Source organism: Streptomyces sp. AM 4-1-1, assembly GCF_029167625.1.
Classification (GTDB): domain Bacteria; phylum Actinomycetota; class Actinomycetes; order Streptomycetales; family Streptomycetaceae; genus Streptomyces.
Window position 1 is genome coordinate 1,535,985 of the sequence record NZ_CP119145.1, and the last position, 23,037, is coordinate 1,559,021.

17 protein-coding genes and 4 pseudogenes are annotated in these 23,037 nt (G+C 71.5%); 9 read left to right on the forward strand and 12 right to left on the reverse strand.

The window, feature by feature from the left end; translation table 11 throughout:
- The first annotated feature begins 160 nt into the window (after positions 1-160).
- The gene (gene glnA / locus PZB75_RS06385) at positions 161-1,570 is read left to right on the forward strand and encodes a type I glutamate--ammonia ligase (RefSeq protein ID WP_275534310.1); all 1,410 of its coding nucleotides are present in this window, start codon (positions 161-163) and stop codon (positions 1,568-1,570) included.
- A 322-nt stretch (positions 1,571-1,892) separates the two neighbouring features.
- Here glnA and PZB75_RS06390 read toward each other — a convergent pair whose 3' ends face one another.
- Positions 1,893-2,477 (reverse strand): hypothetical protein, encoded by a 585-nt coding sequence (locus PZB75_RS06390; RefSeq protein WP_275534311.1) that lies wholly within the window; start codon positions 2,475-2,477, stop codon positions 1,893-1,895.
- Positions 2,478-2,829: 352 nt separating this feature from the next.
- Complete coding sequence (locus PZB75_RS06395; protein ID WP_275534312.1) at positions 2,830-3,111, reverse strand: hypothetical protein; 282 nt, start codon at positions 3,109-3,111, stop codon at positions 2,830-2,832.
- A gap of 108 nt (positions 3,112-3,219) precedes the next feature.
- On the opposite strand from PZB75_RS06395, the gene PZB75_RS06400 reads away from it, so the two are divergent.
- A complete protein-coding gene (locus PZB75_RS06400; RefSeq protein ID WP_275534313.1) occupies positions 3,220-3,579 on the forward strand; it encodes an ArsC/Spx/MgsR family protein in 360 nt (119 codons plus the stop codon).
- A gap of 113 nt (positions 3,580-3,692) precedes the next feature.
- On the opposite strand, the gene PZB75_RS06405 is transcribed toward PZB75_RS06400, so the two are convergent.
- Positions 3,693-4,628: a Gfo/Idh/MocA family oxidoreductase gene (locus PZB75_RS06405; protein ID WP_275534314.1), complete on the reverse strand. Its 936-nt coding sequence runs from the start codon at positions 4,626-4,628 to the stop codon at positions 3,693-3,695.
- A gap of 160 nt (positions 4,629-4,788) precedes the next feature.
- On the opposite strand from PZB75_RS06405, the gene glnII reads away from it, so the two are divergent.
- The 3 genes from glnII (at position 4,789) to PZB75_RS06420 (ending at position 8,031) form a co-directional block, all read left to right on the forward strand.
- Complete coding sequence (gene glnII / locus PZB75_RS06410) at positions 4,789-5,820, forward strand: glutamine synthetase (RefSeq protein WP_275534315.1); 1,032 nt, start codon at positions 4,789-4,791, stop codon at positions 5,818-5,820.
- Positions 5,821-5,959: 139 nt separating this feature from the next.
- On the forward strand, positions 5,960-6,871 hold the full coding sequence (locus PZB75_RS06415; RefSeq protein WP_275534316.1) for a hypothetical protein: 912 nt from the start codon (positions 5,960-5,962) through the stop codon (positions 6,869-6,871).
- 440 nt (positions 6,872-7,311) lie between these two features.
- Positions 7,312-8,031 (forward strand): winged helix-turn-helix domain-containing protein, encoded by a 720-nt coding sequence (locus PZB75_RS06420; protein ID WP_275534317.1) that lies wholly within the window; start codon positions 7,312-7,314, stop codon positions 8,029-8,031.
- Between the two features lie 187 nt (positions 8,032-8,218).
- Here the strand turns inward: PZB75_RS06420 and PZB75_RS06425 are convergent, their stop codons facing one another.
- The gene (locus PZB75_RS06425; RefSeq protein ID WP_275534318.1) at positions 8,219-10,375 is read right to left on the reverse strand and encodes an MMPL family transporter; all 2,157 of its coding nucleotides are present in this window, start codon (positions 10,373-10,375) and stop codon (positions 8,219-8,221) included.
- Positions 10,376-10,770: 395 nt separating this feature from the next.
- Here PZB75_RS06425 and PZB75_RS06430 point away from each other — a divergent pair, with 395 nt between their 5' ends.
- Positions 10,771-12,039, forward strand: a complete 1,269-nt coding sequence (locus tag PZB75_RS06430; RefSeq protein ID WP_275534319.1) for a sensor histidine kinase — start codon at positions 10,771-10,773, stop codon at positions 12,037-12,039.
- Complete coding sequence (locus tag PZB75_RS06435) at positions 12,024-12,686, forward strand: response regulator transcription factor (protein WP_275534320.1); 663 nt, start codon at positions 12,024-12,026, stop codon at positions 12,684-12,686. The genes PZB75_RS06430 and PZB75_RS06435 overlap by 16 nt, the downstream gene beginning before the upstream one ends.
- A 52-nt stretch (positions 12,687-12,738) precedes the next feature.
- Here PZB75_RS06435 and PZB75_RS06440 read toward each other — a convergent pair whose 3' ends face one another.
- Both PZB75_RS06440 and PZB75_RS06445 read right to left on the reverse strand, forming a co-directional pair.
- Complete coding sequence (locus PZB75_RS06440; RefSeq protein WP_275534321.1) at positions 12,739-13,071, reverse strand: cupin domain-containing protein; 333 nt, start codon at positions 13,069-13,071, stop codon at positions 12,739-12,741.
- Between the two features lie 254 nt (positions 13,072-13,325).
- The gene (locus tag PZB75_RS06445) at positions 13,326-14,072 is read right to left on the reverse strand and encodes a class I SAM-dependent methyltransferase (RefSeq protein ID WP_275534322.1); all 747 of its coding nucleotides are present in this window, start codon (positions 14,070-14,072) and stop codon (positions 13,326-13,328) included.
- 226 nt (positions 14,073-14,298) lie between these two features.
- On the opposite strand from PZB75_RS06445, the pseudogene PZB75_RS06450 reads away from it, so the two are divergent.
- A pseudogene (locus PZB75_RS06450) lies at positions 14,299-15,006 on the forward strand (TetR/AcrR family transcriptional regulator); the annotation flags it as partial.
- Between the two features lie 204 nt (positions 15,007-15,210).
- Here PZB75_RS06450 and PZB75_RS06455 read toward each other — a convergent pair.
- From PZB75_RS06455 to PZB75_RS06480, 6 genes and pseudogenes are all read right to left on the reverse strand, one after another.
- Positions 15,211-17,235 (reverse strand): NB-ARC domain-containing protein, encoded by a 2,025-nt coding sequence (locus PZB75_RS06455; protein WP_275534324.1) that lies wholly within the window; start codon positions 17,233-17,235, stop codon positions 15,211-15,213.
- A 352-nt stretch (positions 17,236-17,587) separates the two neighbouring features.
- Positions 17,588-18,493 (reverse strand): glycoside hydrolase family 19 protein, encoded by a 906-nt coding sequence (locus PZB75_RS06460; RefSeq protein ID WP_275538614.1) that lies wholly within the window; start codon positions 18,491-18,493, stop codon positions 17,588-17,590.
- Positions 18,494-18,856: 363 nt separating this feature from the next.
- Complete coding sequence (locus PZB75_RS06465) at positions 18,857-20,533, reverse strand: glycoside hydrolase family 13 protein (RefSeq protein WP_275534325.1); 1,677 nt, start codon at positions 20,531-20,533, stop codon at positions 18,857-18,859.
- Between the two features lie 89 nt (positions 20,534-20,622).
- Positions 20,623-20,856 (reverse strand): annotated as a pseudogene (locus PZB75_RS06470) (ABC transporter permease); the annotation flags it as partial.
- A pseudogene (locus PZB75_RS06475) lies at positions 20,853-20,966 on the reverse strand (sugar ABC transporter permease); the annotation flags it as partial. The pseudogenes PZB75_RS06470 and PZB75_RS06475, both read right to left, overlap by 4 nt.
- A gap of 37 nt (positions 20,967-21,003) precedes the next feature.
- A pseudogene (locus PZB75_RS06480) lies at positions 21,004-21,364 on the reverse strand (extracellular solute-binding protein); the annotation flags it as partial.
- Between the two features lie 588 nt (positions 21,365-21,952).
- On the opposite strand from PZB75_RS06480, the gene PZB75_RS06485 reads away from it, so the two are divergent.
- Entirely contained in the window at positions 21,953-23,020 is a 1,068-nt protein-coding gene (locus tag PZB75_RS06485) for a LacI family DNA-binding transcriptional regulator (protein ID WP_275534326.1), read from the forward strand.
- Positions 23,021-23,037: the final 17 nt, after the last annotated feature.

A 23,037-nucleotide genomic window follows, 5' to 3' on the forward strand; every position in this document is an offset into this window, starting at 1 on the left:
GAGGCACCGCTCACACCCGGCGCGGTTAACTTCGGCGAAACAAATGGGTCATGCTTGAGAAATCCGGCCTGCTTATGGTCGGGTCCGGCGTGTGCCACCGCACCGGCCGCACAGCGAGCTGCAACCCCGCCCCTCCCGGGTCGGGAGTAGGAGGAGTTGGATGTTCCAGAACGCCGACGACGCGAAGAAATACATCGCCGACGAAGACGTCAAGTTCATCGATGTCCGGTTCTGTGACCTGCCCGGTGTGATGCAGCACCTCACCATCCCGGCGGGAACCTTCGACCCGGCGGAAGAACTGGCGTTCGACGGCTCGTCGATCCGCGGTTTCCAGGCCATCCACGAGTCCGACATGGCGCTCCGCGCGGACCTGTCGACCGCCCGCGTCGACCCCTTCCGGCGTGACAAGACCGTCAACATCAACTTCTTCATCCACGACCCGATCACCGGCGAGCAGTACAGCCGTGACCCGCGCAACGTGGCGAGGAAGGCCGAGGCGTACCTCGCGTCCACGGGCATCGCCGACACCGCGTACTTCGGGCCGGAGGCGGAGTTCTACGTCTTCGACAGCGTGCGCTTCCAGACCTCGGCGAACGAGTCCTTCTACCACATCGACTCCGAGGCAGGCGCCTGGAACACCGGCGCGCTGGAGAACAACCGCGGTTACAAGGTCCGCTACAAGGGCGGCTACTTCCCGACCTCTCCGGTCGACCACTTCGCCGACCTGCGCGCGGAGATCTCGCTGGAGCTGGACCGCAACGGCCTCCAGGTCGAGCGCCAGCACCACGAGGTGGGCACCGCCGGCCAGGCCGAGATCAACTACAAGTTCAACACGCTGCTGGCCGCGGCCGACGACCTGATGCTCTTCAAGTACATCGTGAAGAACATCGCCTGGCGCAACGGCAAGACCGCCACCTTCATGCCGAAGCCGATCTTCGGTGACAACGGCTCGGGCATGCACGTCCACCAGTCCCTGTGGTCCGGTGGCAACCCGCTGTTCTACGACGAGCAGGGTTACGCGGGCCTGTCGGACATGGCCCGCTACTACATCGGCGGCATCCTGAAGCACGCCCCGTCCCTGCTGGCCTTCACGAACCCGACGGTGAACTCGTACCACCGCCTGGTCCCCGGCTTCGAGGCCCCGGTCAACCTGGTCTACTCGCAGCGGAACCGCTCCGCCGCGATGCGCATCCCGATCACGGGCTCGAACCCGAAGGCCAAGCGCGTCGAGTTCCGCGCCCCGGACCCGTCCTCGAACCCGTACCTGGCCTTCGCCGCGCTGCTGATGGCCGGCCTGGACGGCGTCAAGAACAAGATCGAGCCGGCCGAGCCGATCGACAAGGACCTCTACGAGCTGGCTCCCGAGGAGCACGCGAACGTCGCGCAGGTCCCGACCTCCCTCCCGGCCGTCCTCGAAGCGCTCGAAGCGGACAACGAGTACCTTCAGGCCGGTGGCGTCTTCACCTCCGACCTGATCGAGACGTGGGTCGACTACAAGCGCACGCAGGAGATCGCCCCGATCCAACTGCGCCCGCACCCGCACGAGTTCGAGATGTATTTCGACCTCTGATGCCGCTCCCGGCAAGCTTTGCCTTCCGGGCAAGCATTGCCGGTCACGGCGCCAGGAGGCGGGTCCGGGCGGTCCGGGCGGTCCGGGCGGAAGTTCCCGGAAACAAGCCGTGATCCGCGAAAGCCCTTCCGGCAGTTCTCGCTGTCACCGCTCGCCTTCCGCCCCCTCGCTCATCCCGGGCGCGCATCCGCCCGGCCGGTGCGCTGACGTGCCGTGAGGACTCACGACGAGGGCCGCCACCCCATGATCGGGGCGGCGGCCCTCGTCCGCTTGTCCACACTCCCGCGGACCTACGGGCCTGACGGGTGGGAGCGGGCCCCGGTCAGTGGCCGCCGCTGGGGGTGTCGCAGCCCGAGTGGTCGGGGTAGCCGCCGAAGGCGTGAGCCTCGGTGGCATCGCGTCCCATCGTGCCCTCCACGCACAGCGGGGCGGCATCGGCCTCGACGAGGAAGCCGACCGCGGTGGGGCCCATCTCGTACGATCGCACCTTCGCGGCGGGGTAGCCGAGGCCGGTGAGCGCGCGGCTGGTGCTTTCCGGGGCGAAGTCACCGCTCTCGCGCAGTGGTTCGAGCACGCCCTCGATGCGCCGGACTGCCGCGAGTCCGTCGCAGCGGCTTCGGCCGTGCAGGGGGAAGGGAACCCTGAAGCCGTGGTTCTCGGCATAGTGGTCGCCGGGCGCGGCCGAGATGCCCGCGGCCGGCGGTGGTGCCGGCGTGGGGCTCTCGCCGGGGCACGGGAAGTCCGCCGGTGTACTCGGTCTCGATATCCCGGTCGGCGTGGGATGGGTACGCCGGTACGCGTCTGCGGGGTCCTCCACCCGGTGTGTTCCGCATCCCGCCACCAACAGGGCCAACACCGCTGTCGCCGGCATCCCGAGCCGGGCCCCCGCTGTCCTGATCATCGTCATCCGTCGATCCTCTCCCACAACGCGGCGGCCGTCATGGGTGCTTGTACGCATGGGCGGTGCGGACGAGGGCCCCGACCATACGGTGGTCCGGGCCTTCGGCATCATGCGCCTGTGGGACGTCGGCGGAAGTCGACGGCGTGCCGGAAAGGTCTGTCGGTCGCGCCGTGCCGGTGGTCGACCACGGGCCCGCCGGCCGCATCATGGCCCAATTCGCGGCGAACCTCCTGGCCCCGGAGGGATGACCAGGGTGGTGGGAGCGGCATCGGGCGTGGGCGGTGTGCCCGCGCCGCGTCCTCGGGCCGGGCGGGTCGAGGACGCGGACTCGGGCTGTCGGTGGGTGGTCGGGGTGGGGTCAGCGGCCGTGACGGATCAGGGCGCGGACCATGCGGCAGGTGGCGTCGGACGGCCGGTGGATGCCGAGGCGTTCGGCGGTGGTGCGTATCCTCGCGTTGCCCGCGCTCGACGGCTGGTAGACGCCCGTGTCGAGCAGGGCGATCGCCAGGCGCATGGCCTTCAGGCGGCGGTTGTGCGAGACGTACCACTCACGGGGGCGGCCCGCGGGGAGCCGCTTCTTCCGCGGGGGTTGGTGGAGGGGCGTGGAGAGGGACTTTGTCGTGACTGTGGCAGCGGTCATCGGCAACCTCCTGGCGCGGTGGTGGGACCCTCACGAACTCCCTCCATTTTACGGCCCCCCACTGACAATCGGCCCTGGCCAGGAGCCCTTTCCCGTACCGTTGCGGGCATGGAGATCTGGATCGATCCCGCTTGTTCCAAGTGCCGTGGCGCGCTGCGGCTGCTGGACGAGGAGGGCGCCGAGTACACCGTCCGCCGCTACCTGGAGGAGGTGCCGTCGCCGGACGAGATCCGGGCCGTCCTCGACCGGCTCGGGCTGGAGCCGTGGGACATCACCCGGACCCAGGAGGCGGACGCCGAGGAGCTGGGGCTGAAGGAGTGGCCCCGGGACAGCGGTTCCCGGGAGCGGTGGATCACGGCGCTCGCGGAGCGTCCGAAGCTGATCCAGCGGCCGATCATCACCGCGGACGACGGGACGGCGGTCGTGGCCCGGACGGACGAGGCGGTACGGGACGCGATGGAGCGCTGAGCGACAGCCACCCGACGGGACCCGGCGCGGTCCGGAGCGGGGAGAGGCGGCGCCCGGTCCCCTCCTTCCCGTACGGGGAGGAAGGGACAGTGCGCCGCCTCCGGTGGGCCGGGTCAGGCCGGGCGCGGGGCCAGACCCGCCTCGGCCTCGGCGAGCACCTCCGTGAGACGGAGACCGAACCGTACGTCGCAGGGGTGCGGCACGCCCGTACGCACCGACTCGATGAGCGCGTCCACCGCCGCCCGGAACGAGCCGACCGCGTCGCCCCAGTCCGGCAGGGTGACGACTCCTCGCTCGCCCCTGACCTCGATCTCCGTACCCACCGCGCCCAGCGGCGCGTCCAGGCCCAGGGTCACCGTGCTCGACGCGCCGGAATCGTGGCGGAGCACCAGATGGGTGGTGTCGGCGGGGCCCCGGACCGAGTGCACCTCGGTCACCTCTCCGAGGATCGGCACGAGGACCGACAGCACGTGCGGACCCACGTCCCACAGTCCGCCCTTCTCCCGGCGCCAGGGGGAGGCCGCGTACTCACTGCTCGTACCGGGGGCGTAGAGGGCGCCGAGCCACTGGGCGCGCGCCGTGAACCAGCCGTCCAGGGAAGCCTGTTCGGCGATCCAGCCGGAGGTCTCGGCGGCGAAGCGCAGCGTGCAGAAGACGACGGACGCGACCCGGGCCTGTTCCGCCGCCTCCGCGACCTCGCGCGCACCGGCCACGGTCGTCGCGATCGGCTTGTCCAGCAGCAGATGGCACCCGGCCGCCGCGGCCCGGGCGGCCAGCGGGGCCTGCACGTCCGGAGGCAGGGCGAAGGCGACGGCGTCGCTGGTGGCGAAGAGCTCGTCGATCCCCGCCTCGCCGGTGTACGCGGTGGTGCCGTGGGCGGTGGCCAGTTCGGCCGCGGCTTCGGGGCGGCGGCCCCAGACGCCGCTGAGAACGACGTCGGGGTGGGTGGCGAGGGCGGGGGCCTGGGTGTTACGGGCCCACGGGCCCGCACCGAGCAGGCCGACGCGCAGGGGTCCGGTGGAAACGCTCAGCGGGCGAGGTGTCGTCATGTGTGCAAGTCTGCCCCGTCGGCGGCCCGCGGGCCGCGGTGGTGTCGCGACGCCGTGGCGCCTTGGGCGGTAACACGGGGTTCACACATGGGCAACGGACGGGAAATCGCGTGTTGCGAAGCTGCGTGCAGAGACCGCCACACCGCGAAGGATGGGTTCCGTGACGTTCAAGGCCGAGTACATCTGGATCGACGGCACCGAGCCGACCGCCAAACTACGGTCCAAGACGAAGATCATGCCCGGCGACTCCTGCCCGACGGCCGAGCTGCCCATCTGGGGCTTCGACGGGTCCAGCACCAACCAGGCCCAGGGCCACGCCTCCGATCTGGTGCTGAAGCCGGTCTTCTCGTGTCCGGACCCGATCCGGGGCGGCGACGGCATCCTCGTCCTGTGCGAGGTCTTCGGCATAGACATGACGCCGCACGAGTCCAACACCCGTGCGCTGCTGCGCCCGACGGCCGAGCGGTTCGCCGGTCAGGAGGCGATCTTCGGTATCGAGCAGGAGTACACCTTCTTCGACGGGCACCGGCCGCTCGGCTTCCCGGAGGGCGGCTTCCCCGCCGCGCAGGGCGGCTACTACTGCGGCGTCGGCGCCGACGAGATCTTCGGCCGCGAGATCGTCGAGAAGCACCTCGACAACTGTCTGCGGGCGGGCCTCGGCATCTCCGGCATCAACGCGGAGGTCATGCCGGGCCAGTGGGAGTTCCAGGTGGGCCCGCTGTCCCCGCTGGAGGTCTCCGACCAGCTGTGGATCGCCCGCTGGCTGCTGTACCGCACCGCCGAGGACTTCGGCGTCTCCGCGACGCTGGACCCGAAGCCGGTGAAGGGCGACTGGAACGGCGCGGGCGCGCACACCAACTTCTCGACGAAGGCGATGCGCGAGGGGTACGACGCGATCATCACCGCGTGCGAGTCGCTGGGCGAGGGCTCGAAGCCCATGGACCACGTCAAGAACTACGGCGCGGGCATCGACGACCGGCTGACCGGTCTGCACGAGACCGCCCCGTGGAACGAGTACAGCTACGGCGTCTCCGACCGTGGCGCGTCGGTCCGCATCCCGTGGCAGGTCGAGCAGGACAAGAAGGGCTACATCGAGGACCGCCGCCCGAACGCGAACGTCGACCCGTACGTCGTGACCCGGCTGATCGTCGACACCTGCTGCGCCGCGCTGGAGAAGGCCGGCCAGGTCTGATCCCCCGCCCGGCACCCCGCCGCGCACCTCTGTCGTTCGGCACGGATACGGGGGGCGTCCACCGAACCGTGGTGGACGCCCCCTTCGGCGTCCTCGGCGACCTCGGTCGATTGTCAGTGGTGCGTGCCACGCTCTGCACATGCTTGAGATCAAGATCGAAGCCGAGAACGGCCTGTACCACACCAGGGTTTCGGAGCAGGAACTGCGCGACCTGGTGCGCGGGATCGGTGGTGTGCGGGACCGGTTCCTGGTGGTGCAGCGCATCCCGGACCGGCCGGGATTCTTCGTGCAGACCTGGCACGAGCACGGCGGGAGCTATCAGTTCGAGTGCCGTTCCGGGACGGCCGTGACTCATGTGCGGGCGGACCTCGACTCCCCCGACCTGGTGGCCGACGCCATGGCCCGGTGGGCGCGCCAGGAGCCGGAGTGGGACGCGGGGATCGAGTGGGAGAGCGCGGGGATGTCCGCGGAGGAGCCCGCGCCGGAGCTCGATGACGAGATACGTGGGGAGCTGGAGGAAGAGATCCGGCTCGCGCTGCGGGGCGGTTACGACACGGTGGCGACGCTGACGGAGACGGCGGAGGAACGTCTCGCCGAAAAGAGCGCCGGCCCGGTCGGCGCGGCGCAGGCCCGGCAGTTGGTGGAGCGGCTGTGGCTGGAGCGCGTCGAGGAGCAGGAGCGGTGGACGGATGTGACGGGCGCGGACCGTCTTGAGCGGGCCTTCGCCGCGTTGGAGGAGGGCGGGATCACCGCGCGGGAGCACTTCGCCTGCTGCCGGTCCTGTGGGGTGGGCGAGATCCACGCCGACGGGCGCGCGGACGCTCGCGGCTTCGTCTTCTTCCATGCGCAGTCCACGGAGTGGGCGGTGAAGACGGGCGGTCTCACGCTGTACTACGGCGGGTTCGACGAGTCCGAGGAGACGACGGCCGCGGTGGGACGGGAGGTCGTGGCGGGGTTGCGGGCGGCGGGGTTGGCGGTGGAGTGGAACGGTGCGCCGGACCGGGCGATCGAGGTGCCGGAGATCGACTGGCGCAAGCGGCTGATCGGTTGAGGGTCGGGGGCCCCGGGGAAGGTGGCCGGGCAGGTCCGGGAAATCCGGACAGGTCCCGGGGAGGCGGGGAAGCGGCGGGAAGCGGCGGGAAGCGGGTGAACGGGGTGCCGGGCCACGGAGTTCGGGGAACTCCTGGAGCAGCGGCGGAGGGGCGGTGTGAGGAAGTTGACGCAAAGGGTCCGTATCGACGGGTGAGAGGAGTCTGCTGCTCCGCCGCATTCTCTGCTTCAATGGGGGCATGGCCAGCTTCCAGCACACCTCGACGGGTCGCAGCGACCTGGAGCCGTTCTGGCCTTCCCGTCAGCACCACGACTTCGACCGAGTGTGTTGCCGCGCGCTGAACGCGCCGGCCCCCTAAAGCCGCTCACCCCGGCCTTCGGTCCGCGCGCACGAGCAAGTCCGTCCCTCGACGACTCCTCCGCGCGAAAGAGCTGACCCTCATGGCGAACACCCGTACATTCTCCGCCTCGGCGGCCACCACGTCGTCCGCGGCGGCCGCCTCGGCCACCACCGCTCGTACCACCTCCCCGCATCGCCACCGACTCCGTGCCGTCGACCGTGACGAGGTCGTCCAGCCGGTCGTCGGCGTGGCGGAGTTCCTTCCACCGGGCGCCACCTGGCTGCCCGCACCCCAGCACACCCTTCCCTCGTTGCCGGGTCGGCCGCCGATGATCGGCTACCTGGTGCTCGTGCCCGCCGATCAGCAGCCGTTCGTCGCCGCCGCGGCAGCCGCCGCGGGTCAGCGGTTCATGGCCGACGCCGGACCCGGAGGCGCAGGGCCCCTGGGTGACGAACCGGCCGACGCTCCGACGACGGACCGGGCGGCCGTTCCGGCGGCGGACCGGGTGGCCGGGGGCGGGGAGGCGCGGGCACGGGCGGACGGTCCCGTGGTGATCGACGCCTCCCGCCGCACCGCCTCCGTGGACGGCGTGACACTCGACCTCACGTATCTCGAATTCGAGCTGCTGGCGCACCTGGTGGCCCATCCGCACCGGGTGCACACCCGCGACCAGTTGGTGACCACGGTCTGGGGTTACGGGCATGTCGGCGACGGCCGCACGGTCGACGTCCACATCGCCCGGCTCCGGCGCAAGCTGGGCGCCGACCACCGTCGGGCGATCCAGACCGTCCGACGCGTCGGGTACAAGTACACGCCCTGACCGCACCGCCTGCTCCTCCCCCGCCTTCTCCGTTCCTTCCCCGCCCCTCCCCTGATCCTCAGTTGCTCCTCCTCGCAACCGTCCCGCCCCTCCCGTCGTCCCGCACCGCACGAAGCCCCGAGGCCGGGTCCCACCGGTCTCGGGGCTTCACCGTCGTACGGCCTTCGCCGCACCGTGCTGTCCCCGGTCAGACGCGCCGAGCCGCCCGTACCTCGTGCTCCTCGGGCCCGGCCCCGGGCTCCGCCCCGGCCCCGGTGCCGGGCTCGCCGTGGTCCGTCTTCGGCAGCCAGGAAAGTCCTCGCGGAGTACGCCAGTTCCGCTCCCCCAGCAGCGCCATCACCGACGGCAGCAGGATCATCCGGACGACCGTCGCGTCGAGCAGCACCGCGACCGCCAGCCCCACACCCATCTGCTGCATGTCCTGCATGGACAGCGTCGCGAAGACCGAGAACACGGCGACCATGATCACGGCGGCACCGGTCACCGCGCCCGCCGTCCGCCGGATGCCCTCGTCGATCGCGGCCCGGGTGCCCAGCCCCCGCTCACGAGCCTCCCGAATCCGGGACACGACGAACACGTGGTAGTCCATCGACAGGCCGAAGAGGACCACCAGGACGAACAGCGGCATCCAGGACTCGATGGCACCGACCCCCTCCGAGCCGATGAGCGAGGCGCCCCGGCCGTGCTGGAAGACAGCGGTCATCACTCCGTAAGCGGCGCCCACCGAGAGCAGGTTGAGCAGGATCGACGTCACCGCGATGACGTACGAGCGGAAGCAGAACAGCATCAGCAGGAACGTCACCACCGTGATGAAGGCGAAGACCGGGACGATGCCCCGCTTCAGCTGATCGTTGAAGTCGACGGACCCGGCGAGTTCCCCGGTGACGTACGCCTCCGCGCCCGTGTCGCCGAACGCGGCGGGCACCCGCTTCTCGCGCAGCTCGGTCAGGTCCGCCTCACCGCCCGGCAGCGGCACCTCGATCTCCGCGATGTTCGCCTCCCGGTGCACGGTCACCTTGTCGAACGTACCGAGTGCCGCCCGTAGTTCGGGCGAGTCGATGGCGTCCGCCCGCACGACGACCAGCGCGGGTGCCGGGCCGCCGGGGAAGCTCTCCTCGATGTGGCGGTAGGCCACGGACAGCTCCGAGTCGGAGCCGAACTGCTTCTCCAGGCCGAGCGATTCGGTCTTCATTCCGAGCGCGGGCGCCGCCAGGGTGAGCAGGACGACCACCGAGGCGACCGCGAAGATCTTCGGCCGGGCCAGTACGGGCCTCAGCAAGGTGCCCGCGATACCGCCGCTGACGCGTACGCCCCGCTTGCCCCGCCGGTTCAGGAGCGGGACGCGCCCGGCGTCGATCCGGTCCCCCAGCCAGGACAGGAGCGCGGGGAGCACGGTCACCGAACCCAGTACGGCGATGAGGACGACCGTGATCGTGGCGATCGCGAAGCCGTCGAACAGGACCAGCCCGGACAGGAACATTCCGGCCATCGCGACCATCACCGTGACTCCGGAGACGAGCACGGACCGGCCGCTGGTCGACGCCGCGATCCGCAGGGCGGTCCCGGGGTCGCGCCCCGCCGCCCGCTCGTCACGTTCGCGCCGCAGGTAGAAGAGGCAGTAGTCGACGCCGACGGCGAAGCCCATCAGGAACATCACGGAGTACGTCGTCTGGAACAGTTGCAGCTGATGGCTGGCGAGCGACAGCAGTCCGAAGGCGGCCAGGCACGCGGTCAGGGCGAGTCCGACGGGCAGCAGAGCGGCCACGACCGCCCCGAACGCGACCAGCAGAATGCCCAGGGCCAGGGGTACGGCGGTGAACTCCGCCTTCCGCAGGTCCTCACCGAGGAGATCGCTGAGCCACTTGCCCGCGCTGGCCTCGCCGAACTGCTCGATCCGGACGTCCGGCCGGGCCTCCTTCACCCTGGACACCGCGTCGAGCACCGGTCGTACCCGATCGGGCGCGGTCGTGGCGTCCCCCTTCATGTCGAAGGTGATCAGCGCTTCCTTGCCGTCCCGTGAAGGGACCGGCGCCGCGAGGTCGCGTATCTCCCCGGTCTCCGTGACCGCCACCGACACGTCGTGGGCCGCCGCCTTCCAGTCGCCGACGCCGGCCGCCGAGACGAGGACCATTTCCCCGGCCGGGCGGTCGATGCCCGCGTCGTCAAGGATGCGGGCGGCCCGCACCGAGTCGCCCGCGCCGTTCTCCGATTCGGCCGCGTCGACCGTGCCGGCCGCCCCACCGATCCCCGTGGCCAGCACGACGAAGAGCAACCAGCCGAGGATGGCCGTCTTCCGGTGATGCGCGCTCCACACGCCGATGCGTGCCGCGAGGTTGAGCCTCATGGCGTTTTTCCCCCAATGAATCGAGTGCCGGACAGAGATGAATACGGAGAGACGAGGGCCGAACCGTACGGGCCGTTCGCAGCGGTCGGGCCGCTCCGGCCGCTGCGACCGGCCGGGCGGCGAGAACCGGGCCGGCAGGACGGGCCGGCAAGCAGGCCGGACCGGACCGGGCCGACGAGCAGAACGGTCGGCGCGACGGGACAAAGCCTGTCGGGAGCGGCACTGGTCCCCCAGCCGTCGAGGCCCCCTGCCGATACGTCGTAGGGCCAGGTCGGGGGTGGTGCCAGGTACACCCCCGACCGGGTGGCGGGACGGCGGGCGGCGGACGGCCCAGCCGGGTGAGACTGTTCCAGGACCGGACCCGCCACGGGGTTCCGGCGAGGGGAAGGACCCACATGAACGCGACGCGGAGTCGGATACGGACCGCGCTGACGGCCGCCGGACGCGGGGTCGTCCTGTCGATCGCGAGCCTGGCCGGTTCGATCACGCTCTTCGTGCTGGCCGTGGTCTCCCTCGTCCTCATCCCACTGGGCATCGGCCTGGTCACCACGCCGACCGTGCTGGGCATGGTCCGCAAGCACGCCAATCAGCGCAGACTGCTCGCGGCCACCTGGTCGGACGTACGCATCCCGGTCCCGTACCGGCCCTTGCCGAACGATGTGCGCGGCGGGTTCGTCGGGCGGGTGGAGCGCACCTCGTCGCTGCTGAAGGACCCGGCGACCTGGCGGGATCTGCAATGGCTGCTGGTCGACATGACGGCCGGGTGCGTCCTGGCGATCCTGGCGTCGGCGCTGATGATCTACCCGGTGGAGGGCTTCGTCCTGGCGGCCGGGCTGTGGCGGGTGTTCACGGACGACCGGTACTGGTACGCGTTCGTGCCGGTGGACAGCCAGGCGACCGGGCTGATGGCCGCCGGGCTCGGCGTGGTGCTGTTCCTGACGGGTCTGCTGGTCGGCGTGCCACTGCTGCGGCTGCACTTCCTGCTGGCCCGTACGCTGCTGGCGCCCAGCCACGAGCACGAGCTGGTGCGGCGGATCGACCGGCTCACCGAGACCCGGCACGAGGCGGTGGACACGGCCGCGTCCGAACTGCGCCGGATCGAGCGCGATCTGCACGACGGCGCACAGGCCCGGCTGGTCGCGATGGGCATGAACCTGAGCACCGTCGAGGCGCTGATCGAGAAGGACCCCGCCCAGGCCAAGAAGCTGCTGGCGGTGGCCCGCGCGTCCTCCGCGGAGGCGCTGACCGAGCTGCGCGACCTGGTACGGGGCATCCACCCGCCGGTCCTCGCCGAACGCGGTCTCGGCGACGCGGTGAAGGCACTGGCGCTGCGGCTGCCCGTCCCGTCGGACGTCGACGTGGAGCTGCCGGGCCGGGTGGACGCCCCGGTCGAGTCCGCGGCGTACTTCGCGGTCAGCGAGGTCCTGACGAACGTCGTGAAGCACGCGGAGGCCGGTCACTTCTGGGTGGACATCCACCACACCGGCGGGGCGCTGCGGATCTCCGTCACGGACGACGGCAGGGGTGGCGCCTCGGTGGGGGGTGGCTCGGGGCTGAGCGGGATCGAACGCCGGCTCGGTACATTCGACGGCATCATGGCCGTCAGCAGTCCCGCGGGCGGCCCCACCATGGTGACCATGGAGATCCCTTGCGAGTTGTCCTAGCCGAAGATCTCTTCCTGCTCCGCGACGGCCTGGTCCGGATGCTTGAGGCGTATGGCTTCGAGATCGCGGCTGCCGTCGAGACCGGGCCCGAACTCACGAAAGTCCTGGCCGAGTTGGAGCCGGACGTCGCCGTGGTCGACGTCCGGCTGCCGCCGTCCCACACGGACGAGGGGCTGCAGTGCGCGCTGGCGGCGCGGCGGGCCAGACCCGGGATGCCGGTACTGGTGCTCTCGCAGCACGTGGAGCAGTTGTACGCGCGCGAGTTGCTGGCGGACGGCAACGGAGGCGTCGGGTACCTGCTCAAGGACCGGGTGTTCGACGCCGACCAGTTCATCGACGCGGTGCGCAGGGTCGCCACCGGCGGCACCGCGATGGACCCGCAGGTGATCTCCCAGCTGCTGTCGCGTCGCTCGCAGGACAAGCCGTTGGGGGGTCTCACGCCCCGGGAGCTGGAGGTCATGGAACTGGTGGCGCAGGGTCGCTCGAACGCGGCGATCGCCTCGCAGATGGTGATCACCGAGCGGGCGGTGGCCAAGCACACGTCGAACATCTTCGGCAAGCTGGGCCTGCCGCCGTCCGACGACGACAACCGCCGTGTGCTCGCGGTGCTCGCGTACCTCGACCGGGGGCGGGAGGGCGGCGCCTGACGGAAGCCGGGCCGCGGGCCCGCCCGCCAGGACCTTTGACGGGCCCGGCCGGTCAGAGCAGTTTGGCCACCGTCAGCAGTACGGCGGAGTCCTCAAGGGCCTCGACCGAGTGCCGGCGGTCCGGCACGATGATCAGGTCTCCCTGCCGCCCCTCCCAGGACACGTCACCCGCGCTCAGCCGCACCCGCCCGTGCAGGACCTGTACCGTCGCCTCGCCCGGGTTCTCGTGCTCGGCGAGCCGGGCGCCCCGGACCATGCCGATGACCGTCTGACGCAGTACCTTCTCGTGGCCGCCGTGGACGGTGTCCGCGGTGTGGCCGCCCGCGGCGGAGGCCGCCAGACCGATCTGCTGACGGGCCAGGGCTTCGAGTGAGAATCGTTGCATGTCCCCAGTCTCCCGCATGAGCCCTTGCGGGCAACGCGAGCGGACGGGGGCGTACTCGGACGGTGCGACGCCACCGCCCGTGTGGCGCACGGGCGGGGCGGGACCCGGCTGGGCGCGTGGCGCGGTGAGGACACCGTTCCCGGACGCGCGGGGACCCGGGACGTCCGGCATCCGGAGTCGCCGTGTCCGGACCCGCGGTTCCAGCCGTTCGCCCCGGGGGCGCGCGTCCGACCCGGGCGCGGGGCCGGGTGGCCTCAGCGGATCGCCACGCTCAGGCTGACGACGTACCTCTCCTCGACCGTGCCGTCCGGGAAACACGCGGCCAACTGCTCGCGCTCACACGCCAGAAAGGCGTCGACGGCGGTCTCCCCCCGGACCAGGAAGTCCGAGTAGCTGCTGATGTTGGCCAGGTGCACGTCCATCGGGACCCGCCGGGACCAGGGCAGCCGCCGGTTGCCGAAGTGGAGCCCGGCGGGCAGTCGGCGGAAACGGGCCTCGGGATCGTACGGCGAGTCGTCGGCCCCGAGGAAACGGCGCATCCGGGCGTCCTGTCCGGCGATCCACCCGACCGAGGCGTCGGAGTCGTTCCACCAGAGCGCGAGGGCGCCGCCGGGCCGCAGTACGCGCAGTGCCTCCGGTACCGAACGGCTCGGGTCCGTCCAGTGCCACGCCTGGGCGTACGTGAGGAGGTCGAAGGAGGCGTCGGCCAGCGGCAGCCGGTCGCCGTCGCCCCGCACCAGCGGCACGGAAGGCAGCGACCGGCGGAACTCGGCGGCCATGCCGTCGCCGGGCTCGACGGCCACGACCCGGGCGCCCCGCCCGTCCAGGAGCGCGGTGCCCAGGCCGGTGCCCGCGCCGATGTCGGCGACCCGGGCCCCGCTGAGGGGACGGCCCGTCAAGGACTCCACGGCGTCCAGGAGGGTCTGCGGGTAGGAGGGGCGGGCGGCGGCGTAACGGGCCGCAGCCGCGTCGAAGGAGCGGGCACGCGGATCAGTGGTCATAAGGGCATCTTCGCGTTCCGGGCGGCTCTCCATGGGAGGAACGGCCGTGTACGGCCGCCGCGCGCCCGAGGGCGCCCGTCCCGCCGCGACGCGGCCCGGGGCGCATCGGAATGGCCGTCGCGTGACGCGCTCGTTCCGCTCAACGGACCGCCCCGGGCCGGGAGGTGCGGAAGGCGGTTTCCGCGGCCGGCCCACCCCGGCGGACCTCCCCGGATAGGGTGTCGGCATGACGACCGGGATACGGCGCAGGATGGGCGTCGAGGAACGCAAACAGCAGTTGATCGGCGTCGCGCTGGAGTTGTTCAGCCATCGCACACCCGACGAGGTGTCGATCGACGAGATCGCCGCCGCGGCCGGGATCTCCCGCCCGCTCGTCTACCACTACTTCCCGGGAAAGCAGAGCCTGTACGAGGCCGCGCTGCGCAGGGCCGCCGACGAGCTGGCCGCCCGCTTCCGGGAACCGCGCGAAGGGCCCCTGGGCGCACGGCTGTTGCGCGTCATGGGGCGGTTCTTCGACTTCGTCGACGAGCACGGCCCCGGCTTCTCCGCCCTCATGCGCGGCGGACCGGCCGCCGGTTCCACGACGGCGAACGCCATGATCGACGGTGTGCGGCAGGCCGCGTACGAGCAGATCATCAGCCACCTCGGCGTGGAACGCCCTCCGGCCCGGCTGGAGTTGGTTGTGCGGTCCTGGGTGTCGCTCGCCGAGTCGACCGCTCTGATCTGGCTGGACGGGCGGCGCGTCCCGCGCGCCGAGCTGGAGACACAGCTCGTGCACGACTTCGCCGCGCTGGCGGCGGTGAGCGCCGCGTACGACCAGGAGATGGCGGGGATCGTGCTGCGGCTCCTGGCGGAGGAGCCCGCGGACGGGCCGTTCGCCGATCTGCTGTTGCGGCTCACCGCACTGGTCCCCGACCCGCCCGCCGAGCCCGCCCACGTCACCGCCCCCACTCACGCCAGCGCGCCCGTCACCGGGGACGCCGCGTCCGCACCCGTCCTGCCTCCGCAGCGCCCGGCGTAGCCGTGCACCGCCTCCGTCCGGGCCGGGCGGGTCCCCGGTGAGCGGGACACTCGGACCGGCGCCCGGCGCCGCGGAACGCCGTGGCCGGACGCCCGCCCCGAACGACGGGCCGGGCGCCTACGCCCCCTGGAGAGCGGCCACCAGCCCGACCTCCGCGTTGTCCGCCTGTCCGCGCTCGAACGCCCGCTGGTACGCCGCGTCCCCCACCGCTGCGCGGGCCTGGCGCTCGCACATCTCGCGGACCGGGCGCAGCTCCGGCGTACCGCGCTGCGGGTGCCCGACCATGCGCCAGTACGCCTGCCCCGTGCCGTACACCCGGGCCGCCTGGGCGCCCGCGCCCTGCGCGGCGATCGCCGCCGCCAGGATGTCCAGGCCGAGGGCGATGCCGAAGCTGTCGTGGAGCTGGTGCTTGCCCGCGAGCATCGATCTGGCGTGCGCGGCCGACGCCTCCGGGCGCCCCTGGAGCAGGGCGATCAGCGCCAGCTGGTAGTCGGCGTACGAGCGGGTCCAGCACTCCTGCTGCGCCTCGCAGGCGGTCCGCAGCAGCGTCGCCGCGTCGGCGGCCTCGTCCAGCCTGCCCAGCCCGGTCAGCGCGAACACGGTGATCAGATGGCAGGGCAGCCGGTACACGGACTCGACCGGGGTGGGCATGCTGTGCCGGAAGGCCCGGTCGACCTCGTCGAGCGCCGCCTGCGGGTCGCCGGTCAGCAGATGGGTGAGGCCGCTGAGATAGGCGGCGGCGAGGATGCCCTCCTCGTCCTGGTCGCGGACGGCGGCGCGGGTGCACTCCTCGCCGAGGGTGAGGGCGGTCCCGCAGTCGCCCTGGAGGGCGGCCGTGACGCCGAGCACCCAGAGGACCAGGGTGTGCGCGGGTCCCTCGGACGGACCCACGCCGAGCGCCCGTCGCGCGTAGTCGTTGGCCTTGCTCAGATGCCCGCAGCAGGTCCAGAAGAAGCCGACCAGACCGGCGAGTTCCTGGGCGCCCTCCGGGTCGTGGGCGAGGAGGTGGTCGAGAGCGGCGCACAGGTCGAGGTGGGCCTCGGCGACGCGGTGGTACCAGGAGATCTGGTCGCGGCCCGCCCAGCCGGCCTGGGCGCGGCGGGCGAGGCCGAGGAAGGAGGCGGCGTGCCGGTCGGCGGCGGCGCGTTCCTCGCCGAGTTCGGTCAGCCACATCCGGCCGTAGTCGCGGAGCGTGTCGAGCATCCGGTGCCGGTCGCCGTCCCTGCGCACGACGGACTTGGCGACGAGACCGCGCAGCGCCTGGCTCACGCCGTTCGCGGTGAGCGGTCCGCCGGCGCATACCTCGCGTGCGGTGGCCTCGTCGAACTCACCGCGCAGCGGGGCCAGCCGGGCCCACAGCAGCCGTTCGAGCGGGGTGCAGAGTTCGTGGCTCCAGCCGACAGTGGTGCGCAGCGAGCGGTGGCGGCCGGAGCCGCGGGACTCGTCGACGAGGACGTCGAAACGCTCGTCGACGCGTCCGGCCAGTTCCTCCAGGGGGAATCGGCGAAGGTTCGCCGCGGCCAGTTCGATGGCGAGCGGGATGCCTTCGAGGTCGCGGCAGATGGTCTCCGCGGCGGAGGCCGTGGCCGGTCCGTCGAAGGTGACGGAGGGGGCGGCGGTGGCGGCGCGGTCCTTGAAGAGGGTGAGGGCGTCGCGGGCCCCCTCGACGGGCAGCGGGGACACCTCGATGCGCTGTTCGCCCCGGGTGCCGAGGGGCTGCCGGCCGGTGGCGAGGACGGTGAGGCCGGGGGCGGTGGTGAGGATCTCACCCAGCAGGTGCGCGCAGGCGTGGCGCAGATGGTCGCAGGAGTCGAGGACGAGCAGCAGCCGCTTGTCGGCGAGCCATTCGCAGAGGGCGTCGACCGGCATCCTCGGGGAGTGGTCGGCGAGTCCGACGGCGTCCGAGACGGTGGGGATCAGCAGTACCTGGTCGTGGAGCGCGGAGAGGTCCGCCCACCAGACCCCGTCCGGATGCCGGGGTGCCGCCTGCCGGGCCGCGCGTACGGCCAGTCTGGTCTTGCCCACGCCTCCGGTGCCGATGAGGGTGGTCAATCGGTGGTCGTCGAGCGCGCGCCCGATCCTGGCGAGTTCGGCCTGCCGCCCGACGAAGCTCGTCGTCTCCTCGGGAATGTTCCCCATCATGTCACCGTCGCTGTCCGGCACGTAGTTCGCTGGTGCCCGAACCGGCCGGGGCCGACCCCGGTCTCCCGTACGGGTACGGAGGGACGAGACCGGGGCCGGCCGAGTGGCGGTACGGGTGCGCCCGGGGGACTCGCGCGGTGGCTCGTTCCCCGGCTGCTGCGCTCAACGTAGCGCCGAGTGGGGCAGGGCGGCGAAAACACGGCCACGGTCCGACCCGGGATGGTGAAGCTCAGCCAACTACGCCCCTGGCCCGTCTGTTTGACGGTACGATGCGCGCCCGCTGACCGGCAGGTGGTGTGTGTGGCTGCGGGCCGGGCAGGACGCCCGGCCCGCGGCCTCGTTCCGTGGCGGATCAGCAGGAGATGGCGGAACCCGTCGGCACGCCGAGAATCCGCGTGAACTCCTTGTACCGGTTGACCCGGCTCTCGACCTGACGCGGGTTCTTGCCGTCGCACTCCAGTGCGCCGTTGATCGAGCGGATCGTCTGCCCGAACCCGGCCCCGCCGACCATGGCGTCGTGCCCGGTGATCGGGCCCGGTCCGTGCTGGGTGTTCCAGTACCACAGGGCCGTCATCATGGAGACGGCCGGATCGGTCTCCACCAGCCAGGGGTTGTTCAGCAGGTCGATGCCGAGGAAGTCACCCACCTGCTTGTAGTTGAAGTTCCAGCTCAACTGGATCGGGCCACGCCCGTAGTACGCCGACTGACCCGCCGGGCAGCCGTAGGGCTTGTCCGTGTCGCAGTAGTGCGGGTAGTTCGCCTCGTTGACCTCTTTGATGTAGTACAGCCCGGCGGTCTCGTGGCTGATGTTCGCGAGGAAGGCCGCGGCCTCCTGCTTGCGCATCGCGTCGGTACCGGTGTGGGCGAACTTGGGGAACGCCTTCATGGCGTCCACCACACCCTGGTACGTGTAGAAGGGATTGCGGTTCGGGAACATCTGGTCGAACTGCGCCTCGCTCACCACGAAGCTGTTCGGGGTCGGGTTGCCACCGGTGCCGCAGGTGTACGGAGCCCAGTAGTACGTGCTTACCGTGGGGTCGTAACCGGGGTTGTCGCGCTGGGCGACGTAGATCTTGCCATCGGTGTACTTGACGATGTCACGGGCCTGGTAGTTGGCCCCCTTGGACCAGTTGCCCGCTATCGCACACTCGTCCACCGGGGTGGCGGCGGACGCCGTCGCGGGCATGAGAGCCGTCGCGACCAGGGAGCCGGCCACCATCAGTCCGGTCAGCAGGGCCTTCACACGAGTTCTGAGCACGAGTTCCCTTTCGTGCGCCACGGGCATGACGAACAGGCCCAGTTGGAGGCTGGACCGTCCAATTCGCGCCACGGCGGAGGATGTTTGCGTCCACTGAACCCGTCTCTACCAGCGTCGTCAAGGTCTGGACCATTGCGTTTCACGGGCTGCAATGGTGGCTGGATACACGTAAGTTGACAGGGGCGCGGTATGCACTCAGTGCTGACGGTCGGACAACCGAGCGTCACGGGACGGGCTTTGCTGCAAAGCCCCGCCCCCATCACGACGGCCGGGCGGACCCGGGCCCGCTCCCGCTCGTGCTCACGGGCCCGCACCGCGGCGGTCAGGTCCTGGTGCGCCGGCCGCTCCCGGGCGCGTGCGCGGTCACACCGTCCACCACACCGTGGTGTCGGCGGGCACCTCGGTCTCCGTGCCCTCGACGGTCACCGGGGAGCTGGCGAGCAGCAAGGCGCCGGGCACGGCGACCCGCACGGCGTGGCCCGTCGTGTTGACGGTGCACACGAAGCCGGGGCGGGCGAAGCTCAGCAGGCCCTCCGGGGCGTCCAGCCACCGGATTCCGTCGCCCGCGCCGAGGCCGGGCCGCTCCCGCCGCGCGGCGATCGCGGCGCGGTAGAGCTCCAGGGTGGAACCCTCGGCGCCGGTCTGCGCCTCGACGGACAGCTCACCCCATCCGGCGGGCTGCGGAAGCCAGCTGCCGCCGTCGCCGAAGCCGTACGAGCTGCCCTCTCGGGTCCACGGGATCGGCACGCGGCAGCCGTCGCGGTAGCCGTCCTGGCCGTCGGCGCGGAAGAACGACGGGTCCTGGCGGGCCTCGTCGGGCAGGTCGGTGACGTCGGGCAGGCCGAGTTCCTCGCCCTGGTAGACGTAGGCGGAGCCGGGCAGGGCCAGCATCAGCAGGCTGGCGGCGCGGGCCCTGCGCAGGCCGAGTCCGCGGTCGCCCGCGGTGCGGATCTGGGTGCCGAGGCCGGGCGGGTTGGCGAACCGGGTGGCGTGCCGGGTCACGTCGTGGTTGGAGAGCACCCAGGTGGCGGGGGCGCCGACCGGGCGCATGGCGGCGAGGGAGGTGTCGATGATCTCGCGCAGCGCTCCGGCGTCCCACCCGGTGGTCAGGTACTGGAAGTTGAACGCCTGGTGCATCTCGTCGGGGCGTACGTAGTTGGCGGTGCGTTCGACGGTCGGCGTCCACGCCTCGGCGACGGCGATGCGGTCGCCGGGGTACTCGTCGAGGATGGTGCGCCAGCTGCGGTAGATCTCGTGCACGCCGTCCTGGTCGAAGAACGGCATGACGTCGTTGCCGAGCAGCTTCAGCTGTTCGTGGGAGCCCAGGTCGGGCAGGCCGTCGGCCTTGACCAGGCCGTGGGCGACGTCGACCCGGAAGCCGTCGGCGCCGAGGTCGAGCCAGAAGCGCAGGATCGAGCGGAACTCGTCGGCGACGGCGGGGTGTTCCCAGTTGAAGTCGGGCTGTTCGGGCGCGAACAGATGGAGGTACCAGTCGCCGGGGGTGCCGTCCGGGTCGGTCGTCCGGGTCCAGGCGGGGCCCCCGAAGACGGACTCCCAGTCGTTGGGCGGGAGTTCACCGTCCGCACCCTTGCCTGGGCGGAAGTGGTACCGGTCGCGCGGGGCGGAGCCGGGGCCCTCGGCGAGCGCGCGCCTGAACCACTCGTGCTGGTCGGAGGAGTGGTTGGGCACCAGGTCGACGATGATCCGCAGGCCCAGGTCGTGGGCGTCCCTGATCAGCGCGTCGGCGTCCGCCAGAGTGCCGAACATCGGGTCGATGGCGCGGTAGTCGGAGACGTCGTAGCCGGCGTCGGCCTGTGGGGAGGCGTAGAAGGGGCTGAGCCAGACGGCGTCGATCCCGAGGTCCTTGAGGTACGGCAGACGGCCGCGTACGCCCGCGAGATCGCCCATGCCGTCGCCGTTGCCGTCGGCGAAGCTGCGTGGATAGACCTGGTAGATCACCGCGCCCCGCCACCAGCCGGTGCGGGGGCCCTGGGCCGGGTCGGACGTGCCGGTGGAGGGGGCAGCAAGGTGCTGGGTCATGTCGTCCCTGGGTGTCGTGGGGTACGGCGCCGGAACCGGGTCGGCCGACTCGTCGATCTCGCGCGGGATGGTGCCGAAGAAGCCCTTCCGATCAGGCCGGTGCAGCTCTCGAAGGTGGTGTCCTTGAAGAAGTCCGTGGTCGTGCCATGCTCGGCCGGCTTGAGGGAGGTCAGCAGGACCCACGGCACCGGGAGGACGGCGACGACGGACGCCACGACCAGGGTGAGATGCGGGGCGACCGGCGCGGGCGGCGAGCGTTCGCCGCGCGGCCGGGGCCCGCGCGGCGGCTGCCGGGCGGGGGTTTCCGTGGCGGTGGTGGTCACCGGTCATCTCCCTGGGTGCGGAGCACTCGCCGGTGGATCACGGCGAAGAGCATCAGGAGTACGCGGACCAGCACGCCCCGGGTGGAGGACTGCGCGAAGTCGCGCGGGCTGCTTCATCACCCTCCCCCCGGCGGGGTTGTCGACGGTGTCGAACGGGGCGAGGTAGCCGAGGTCGGCGGACTCCGGGGGCCGGGCGACCCCGGCGCGGATCACGTCGGGGGCCCCGGAGGCGGGCTGGGCGGCGTTCTCGAACTTGTTCCGGGCCTCGCCGAAGGGCACGTTGACGTATGTGACGTCCACCTTCGGGTGCTTCTCCTCGAAGCCCTCCGCGATCTTCTTGAAGACCTTGTCCTCGCTGCCGACGCTGGAGGCGTCCCACCACGTCACGGTGCCGGAGAGCTCTCCCGGGGACTTCCCGGCCGCCGCCCTTCTCGCCGTCACCGCCGCAGGCGCTCGCCGTGAACGCCGGGGCCGCGACCAGGGCGGTGGCCGTTGTGCCACGTCGCATCTGAACTCCTTCAACTGCCGTACCGCTCCGTCGCGGCGCCGGGTCGACGTGAACGTCACAAGGTTGCAAGGACACCGAAAGAGCTTGCACGGATTCTCCGCAAGCACTGTCGGTCGTTACATTCGCGTGCCCTCAAGGTTGCCGTCAAGAGCCTTGACGTGGGCGGCCGATGACTGCCACAGGACGGCCACGCCCCGGCGCATGCCCCTGGAAGGGCCGATGAGGCCACAGTGGACGAAGACCGCAAGATATTGCAGTACATCGCCGCGTAGCACCTGAAAGTGGGGGCGCGAAGGGAGTGCGCCGGTGTCATGGCGCGGGTACGCGCGACCCGGTCGCCCCGGCCGGGACGACGGTCGGAAAGTGACCGGAAGGCGGTACCGCAACGAGCGCGCGAACCGGCACGGAAGGCCGCTCCGGGTCGCTCCGGAAGTCACCGGAATCCGGTCCCGGGGCCACCCCGGGACCGGCGGGAAGAGGGCCGGCGCGGGCGGCCCCGCGCCGCTCCGGGCCGCCCCGAACCGCTCGGGACCGGCCGGTCCCGAGCGTGGTGGGCAATCCGACATACGCCCGGTACAGTCCACTTCCATGACCGCACGGCTTGCCGATATCGCAGCTCAGGCGGGGGTCAGCGAAGCGACGGTCAGCCGCGTACTGAACGGCAAGCCCGGTGTCGCCGCGACCACCCGCGAATCCGTACTCGCCGCGCTCGACGTCCTGGGGTACGAGCGTCCCGTGCGGCTGCGCAGGCGCAGCGCGGGCCTGGTCGGTCTGATCACGCCCGAGTTGGAGAACCCGATCTTCCCGGCGCTCGCCCAGGTCATCGGGCAGGCGCTGACGCGGCAGGGCTACACCCCGGTGCTGGCGACGCAGACGCCGGGTGGTTCCACCGAGGACGAGCTGACCGAAATGCTCGTCGACCGGGGCGTGGCGGGGATCATCTTCGTCTCCGGGCTGCACTCCGACACCTCGGCGGACATGCGGCGGTACGAGCAACTACGCGCACAGGGCGTCCCCTTCGTCCTGGTCAACGGATTCTCCGCGAAGGTGCGGGCGCCGTTCATCTCGCCCGACGACCGGGCCGCCGTACGACTGGCGGTGACGCATCTGGTCTCGTTGGGGCATCGGCGGATCGGACTCGCGGTCGGCCCCAAGCGGTTCGTGCCGGTGATCCGTAAGATCGAGGGTTTTCACGCCGTCATGGGCGAGGAGTTGGGTCTCTCCCGGGAGGCGGTGGAGGAGTTGGTCCAGCACTCGCTGTTCACGCTGGAGGGCGGCCAGGCCGCCGCGTCGGCGCTGATGGACCGCGGTTGCACGGCGGTGGTGTGCGCGAGCGACATGATGGCGCTCGGTGCGATCCGGGCGGCCCGCGGGCGTTCGCTGGAGGTGCCGCGCGATCTGTCGGTGGTCGGATACGACGATTCGCCGCTCATAGCGTTCACCGATCCTCCGCTCACGACGATCCGGCAGCCGGTGACGGCGATGGGGCAGGCCGCCGTGCGCGCGCTGCTGGAGGAGATCGGGGGCACACCCGCCCCGCACAGCGAGTTCGTCTTCATGCCCGAACTCGTCGTCCGCGGCTCAACGGCCGCCGCTCCCGGGCCCGGTGCGCGGACCGCTCCCCCGTCCTCCTCAGGGTCGCACGCTCATCCCTAGGGCGCAGAACGTGCGTG

Coding starts and splice junctions, on each gene's coding strand:
- PZB75_RS06425 (WP_275534318.1), bottom strand. CDS start 10,375: ATGAGGCTCAACCTCGCGGCACGCATCGGCGTGTGGAGCGCGCATCAC.
- PZB75_RS06405 (WP_275534314.1), bottom strand. CDS start 4,628: ATGACGACACCTCGCCCGCTGAGCGTTTCCACCGGACCCCTGCGCGTC.
- PZB75_RS06440 (WP_275534321.1), bottom strand. CDS start 13,071: ATGCAACGATTCTCACTCGAAGCCCTGGCCCGTCAGCAGATCGGTCTG.
- glnA (WP_275534310.1), top strand. CDS start 161: ATGTTCCAGAACGCCGACGACGCGAAGAAATACATCGCCGACGAAGAC.
- PZB75_RS06395 (WP_275534312.1), bottom strand. CDS start 3,111: ATGACCGCTGCCACAGTCACGACAAAGTCCCTCTCCACGCCCCTCCAC.
- PZB75_RS06465 (WP_275534325.1), bottom strand. CDS start 20,533: ATGACCCAGCACCTTGCTGCCCCCTCCACCGGCACGTCCGACCCGGCC.
- PZB75_RS06485 (WP_275534326.1), top strand. CDS start 21,953: ATGACCGCACGGCTTGCCGATATCGCAGCTCAGGCGGGGGTCAGCGAA.
- PZB75_RS06430 (WP_275534319.1), top strand. CDS start 10,771: ATGAACGCGACGCGGAGTCGGATACGGACCGCGCTGACGGCCGCCGGA.
- PZB75_RS06390 (WP_275534311.1), bottom strand. CDS start 2,477: ATGACGATGATCAGGACAGCGGGGGCCCGGCTCGGGATGCCGGCGACA.
- PZB75_RS06415 (WP_275534316.1), top strand. CDS start 5,960: ATGCTTGAGATCAAGATCGAAGCCGAGAACGGCCTGTACCACACCAGG.
- PZB75_RS06420 (WP_275534317.1), top strand. CDS start 7,312: ATGGCGAACACCCGTACATTCTCCGCCTCGGCGGCCACCACGTCGTCC.
- PZB75_RS06445 (WP_275534322.1), bottom strand. CDS start 14,072: ATGACCACTGATCCGCGTGCCCGCTCCTTCGACGCGGCTGCGGCCCGT.
- PZB75_RS06400 (WP_275534313.1), top strand. CDS start 3,220: ATGGAGATCTGGATCGATCCCGCTTGTTCCAAGTGCCGTGGCGCGCTG.
- PZB75_RS06455 (WP_275534324.1), bottom strand. CDS start 17,235: ATGATGGGGAACATTCCCGAGGAGACGACGAGCTTCGTCGGGCGGCAG.